Annotated in this window: 1 protein-coding gene; it reads right to left on the bottom strand. The window is 62.8% G+C overall.

The features are described 5' to 3' along the window. The coding region (locus ACPYOM_RS23605; RefSeq protein WP_481347846.1) for a hypothetical protein at window positions 1-199 on the bottom strand (199 nt) is incomplete at its 3' end. Between the last annotated feature and the right edge of the window lie 43 nt (window positions 200-242).

Here is a 242-nt window from a genome sequence, read left to right as displayed (position 1 = left end):
CCTCCAGGCGCCGCTCCAATATCCGCGCCGTCTTGTCCATCACGGAGACCTTCAGCGAGGACAATTCGGTCGCGATGAGGGAAACCGCGTATTCGGCAAACGGCTTGACCTCGAAGGGCGAACTCGCGTGAAGTTCCGCACAGGCGGCATCGACCTTGGCGCCCGGGACCGCCAGTGGGATGATCTTGAAGGTCGCCACCATATCGCCTGCGCTGATGCGCGTATGGTCGGCTAGACAGGCG

The sequence above is a fragment of the Monashia sp. HAY1-2A genome (genome assembly GCF_056755315.1).
The sequence above is the reverse complement of the archived record's forward strand: the minus strand, read 5'-3'. Positions and strand labels throughout refer to the sequence as shown.